Genomic DNA, 4,174 nt, shown 5'->3' with positions numbered 1-4,174 from the left:
CGGGCGGTCACGTTACCGAAACGGCGCTGAGAACATCGCTCTGACCACCGGTCACGATGCGCCGAAATGACCGGTCACATTCGCCGAAATACGCAGTTGGTCATCTGCACGGCTGATCCGTGTGGCAATTGCTTTGCCCGAACGCCAGTCTGGCTCGTAGATGGCCATGGCTGGGATGATGCAGTGGCGGGCCTGGCGCCATGCGTCCCGGAAGCTGGGCTTGGTGGCCACTGTTTCGGATCGGGCATTAAACGTGTGGCGGCCAAGTTTCAGGTCTTCAGCCCAGTGCGGCACCAGCCCGAATTGTCCTATCAGGGCTTCATGAGCTGGGACGGCTTCATCGCCCACATCAGCATGCGGATGTCTGCGGATGAAGCTGCCTTGGTAGCAGGGCCACATGTCTTCCTTGCCTTGGGAGGAAGGAGGCTCGGCCTTGAAGATCTCCCGGTACGTCTCGGGTCGCTTGATGCCCTGGTAGTGGCTGCACATGCCCAGTCCTGTCGTTGTGTGGTGTGTTGTTGTCCCCAATCCACGGGGGCATTGCTGTGGATAGTTCCTGGGATAACTCGCTCATCCTGCGCCAGTGCTGGCTTGCAGCACGGTGCTTAAAAGATGGGCACACCGCCGCAGTCGGGTATGGCCTAGGAACCGCAGCAGAGAATATACTGGACATAACAACAGTATTTATCTTTGCGGCGCCTTTGCCGATCCTGGCTTCCCCCATGCACCCGGTTCTCCACTCTTCCTGCTCCACTCCCGTGCCCTATGTTTCCGGACTGACGGCCCTGGAGATAGACACGAGCGTGCGCGCGGGGTTTCCGTCTCCGGCGGAGGATTTTCAGGCAGAGCGGATTGATGTGCTCAAGCACATCATCTTGCATCCCCAGGCCACCTATACCTTGCGCGTGCGGGGGGACTCCATGCGTGATGAAGGCATCTTCGACGACGACGTGATCCTGGTGGACCGGGCCATCAAGCCGCGCCGTGGTCATATCGTGGTGGCGGTAGTCGATGGGAGCCCGCTGGCAATGTGGTACGCGACCAAAGAGGCGCTGCGGTGTTTTTGCGGGCGAACTCACGGAATCGTCTGGACGATGGAAGATCCCCCGATACTGAAATGCGACGGGCGGGAACTGGCGCTGCTGCAAATGCAGGAGAGGCACAGCGAATGAGCCTGGCAGAGTGCAATGCGCACCTCGCGGCTCAAATCGAGCGGTTTGTGGCGCGGATGCCGGAACCATTGACCGCACGGGAAGTGCTTCGCAGAGAAGTGCAGGCGGCGGTTGGGCGTGCTGTCCGTGACCCCGGGCGCGATCCAGAGACGACCAACCAAGGAATCAGGAATGAAAACGAGAAGGGCAGGAGTCGCTAACGCAGCACGGGCATGGTGCGCAGTTGCGCTGCTGCTCTTCACTACGTTGGCCCGCGCGGAATTGGTCGGGCCTGTGGTGGCTATTCTGGATGGTGACACCATTGACGTGCTCGTGGACCGCCAGCCGATTCGCGTGCGCCTGGCGCAGATCGACGCCCCGGAGAAACGGCAGGCATTCGGTACACGTGCCCGACAGACGCTGGCGGGGCTTGTTTTTCGGCAATCGGTGACGGTGGAAGAGGCTGGCAGGGATCGTTACGGGCGCGTCATTGGGACGGTCTATGTCTCGGGGGTCAGCGTGAATGCCCAGATGGTCGAGCTGGGAATGGCATGGGTCTATCGCCGGTATGCGAAAGATTCGGTGCTGTTTGAGCTGGAGCGACAAGCCCAGGCCGACAAGCGAGGTCTTTGGGCTGATCCGGATCCTGTAGCCCCTTGGGAGTACCGACACAACAAGCGCGCCAGGTCTGCGTCGTAGGGCCTGTTATTTCGTAAACTGACCCGTTGCGTTGAATGCACCGCAATCTTGTTTCCTGGCCAATAGTTCGCGTGCCCAGTGCTATCATGCGCGGCATGCAATGAATTACAATGCGTCCTTAGGACGCATTGTAATTCATTGCAGTAAAAAATTGCAAAAATTGGCTTCACATTCCGTAAAACACTTGTTAGCATCACTGTCCTAAGGACAGTGATGCTAACAAGTGAATGATAATTTGATATTGCCAGAGGCCTTGAACGCCTACATCAGACCCATCCAAGAACGGTTGGGGGTGTGGGAGCGGCCTGTCGTCACGGGGTACGAGTTGGGCGTTTTGGCCGCGACCCAAGCCACAGACGATCCGATTTCACTGTCTTTGTATACAAACATTGTCCGGGTCTTGACGTCATTTGGTTTGATTTCACCGGCCAAGGAGTTCAAGGCTGGATCGGTCTTTCAGCTTTTTGGGCGCAACAAGCCGCTGCCCATGGAAGTGGCCTGTTCCGTTGACCCATTCGCATACGTCAGTCATCTGAGCGCCATGGAGTACCACGGCGTCACCGACCGTTTTTCCAAAATTCTGTACCTGTCCACTCCACCCGAACGGGAGTGGAAGGAGCAAGCGGCTGCACGCATGGACAAGGACCTCAAGATGCGCAAGGAGGGATACCTTGCGGCCAAGCTGCCCACGTTGAAGTTTCAGAAGTTCGAACGCATTGATGGGATGCGGGTTGAGTTGGTGCGTCGTTCGCATCGTGGTGCCTTTAAGACGATCAAGTCTCCATCCATTCGCGTCGCAATGGTGGGACGAACCTTCTTGGACATGCTCCGCGAACCGGAGCTGTGCGGCGGGATACAGCATGTCGTTGACACCTACCGGGAATATGCGGTCAAGTATCTGAAACTCATCATTGACGAAGTTGGCCAGCACGGGACGTCGATTGAGCAGGCGCGGGCTGGCTACCTGCTGGAAACGGTGTGTGGTCTCTCGGATCCAGTCATTGATGCGTGGGCGTCCAAGGTTCAACGAGGAGGCTCCCGCAAGCTGGACCCACAGGCAGAGTACGCATCTGTTTTCTCTGAAAGATGGGCGCTGTCGGTCAACGTTCCGTCACTGGATGCGTCGCAAACCGATTCGGGGGACTCATGAACGAAGTTGAAATCGACGCGTGGGTGTCACAAGCTCCACAAGGCCAACGGGGCTTCCGGGAGGCGGTGCACACCATCCTCGACGGTATTGGCCATTCCCAGAATCTGAGTGCCAAGATGGTGATGAAGGGTGGACTTCTGCTGGCCATACGGTATGCCAGCTCTCGCTACACCCGGGACTTGGATTTTTCTACCCGGGACAAGTACACGGCAGAAAGTGTCGATCTGCTTTTGGCAGAACTGCGGGAAGGGCTTGTCACTGCAGAGGACCGACTTTCCTACAACACGCTTTGCCGTTTGCAGTCGCACAAGGTTGAACCCAAGGGCGAGAACAAGACCCACCAGAGCCTGGCCTTGAAAATCGGGTTCGCGAACCGGAGCAATGCAGGGCAGATGGCTCGCCTGGAGGCAGGTACTTCGCCTCAGGTGGTCGAAATTGACTACAGCTTCAATGAGGCTGTTTTTGATGTGGAGGTGCTGGAGTTGGATGGAGGGGCAACCATCCATTCCTACACCCTGAACAACGTGCTGGCTGAAAAGATGCGCTCGCTGCTTCAGCAGCCTGTTCGAAGAAGAAACCGCCGACAAGACGTCTATGACATCTGGCTATTGCGGGAGTCCGGGCCTGCGCTTACTGCTGAAGATCTCGTCAAGATTCATGAGATTTTGGTGGCTTCTTGCGGCTCCAAGGGTATCGTTCCGGACATCCACTCCATGGAATCGGAAGAGGTCGTATCCATGGCGCGCACTGGCTACCAGGAGTTGGCGGCAGACGTTGATGGCGAATTGCCGCCATTCGACGAGGCGATGGGTCAGGTTGTGAAGCTGTATCGCTCTCTGTCATGGTGATACTGGCCAGAGCTGGTCAGTAGATCGAAAGGGTTGGACGTTGGCAATCGGCCAGGCGCCGACCTTCGACGCGCCGGGGCGGCCGACCGTTTCAGGCTGGTTGCCGACCTTTGCCAGCGGCTGCTTTCCAGTGGTTCAGTCTCGGGGTGAGAGCTCACAGCGCTTCTTACCGCGCCGTCAACTACCTTGAGGCTCGGGTGTAGTTCTAGGCTGTTGGCGCATCCGCATACCCTAGGGAAATCCTGCAAAACCTGGCAGTCAGTCGGATAGAAGCGGCCCAGTCATGGCATCCTCCCAAGCCATGAAGCAAAGCAGCCTTGATCTGA

The 4,174-nt window shown here is 57.6% G+C and carries 5 protein-coding genes; 4 read left to right on the top strand and 1 reads right to left on the bottom strand.

Annotation, left to right across the window (positions count from 1 at the left end; translation table 11 throughout):
* Nucleotides 1-51: 51 nt before the first annotated feature.
* Nucleotides 52-489, bottom strand: a complete 438-nt coding sequence (locus BLW02_RS19190) for an SOS response-associated peptidase family protein (RefSeq protein ID WP_092701678.1) — start codon at nucleotides 487-489, stop codon at nucleotides 52-54.
* Nucleotides 490-758: 269 nt separating this feature from the next.
* Here BLW02_RS19190 and BLW02_RS19185 point away from each other — a divergent pair, with 269 nt between their 5' ends.
* The 4 genes from BLW02_RS19185 (at nucleotide 759) to BLW02_RS19170 (ending at nucleotide 3,848) form a co-directional block, all read left to right on the top strand.
* Nucleotides 759-1,172 carry a LexA family protein gene (locus BLW02_RS19185; protein ID WP_244273768.1) on the top strand — a complete coding sequence of 138 codons (414 nt, stop codon included), beginning with the start codon at nucleotides 759-761 and terminating at the stop codon, nucleotides 1,170-1,172.
* Between the two features lie 171 nt (nucleotides 1,173-1,343).
* Nucleotides 1,344-1,850 (top strand): thermonuclease family protein, encoded by a 507-nt coding sequence (locus BLW02_RS19180; RefSeq protein ID WP_086914288.1) that lies wholly within the window; start codon nucleotides 1,344-1,346, stop codon nucleotides 1,848-1,850.
* Between the two features lie 253 nt (nucleotides 1,851-2,103).
* Entirely contained in the window at nucleotides 2,104-3,000 is an 897-nt protein-coding gene (locus BLW02_RS19175; protein WP_244273767.1) for a type IV toxin-antitoxin system AbiEi family antitoxin domain-containing protein, read from the top strand.
* The gene (locus BLW02_RS19170; protein WP_092701668.1) at nucleotides 2,997-3,848 is read left to right on the top strand and encodes a nucleotidyl transferase AbiEii/AbiGii toxin family protein; all 852 of its coding nucleotides are present in this window, start codon (nucleotides 2,997-2,999) and stop codon (nucleotides 3,846-3,848) included. Before BLW02_RS19175 ends, BLW02_RS19170 begins: the two co-directional genes overlap by 4 nt.
* Nucleotides 3,849-4,174: the final 326 nt, after the last annotated feature.

The organism is Acidovorax soli (assembly GCF_900107605.1).
GTDB classification, from domain to species: domain Bacteria; phylum Pseudomonadota; class Gammaproteobacteria; order Burkholderiales; family Burkholderiaceae_C; genus Acidovorax; species Acidovorax soli.
This window is presented reverse-complemented; position numbering and strand designations above follow the sequence as displayed.

What these genes read in the sequence shown, in the direction of transcription:
- BLW02_RS19190 (WP_092701678.1), bottom strand. Translation starts at nt 489, where the DNA reads ATGTGCAGCCACTACCAGGGCATCAAGCGACCCGAGACGTACCGGGAG.
- BLW02_RS19180 (WP_086914288.1), top strand. Translation starts at nt 1,344, where the DNA reads ATGAAAACGAGAAGGGCAGGAGTCGCTAACGCAGCACGGGCATGGTGC.
- BLW02_RS19170 (WP_092701668.1), top strand. Translation starts at nt 2,997, where the DNA reads ATGAACGAAGTTGAAATCGACGCGTGGGTGTCACAAGCTCCACAAGGC.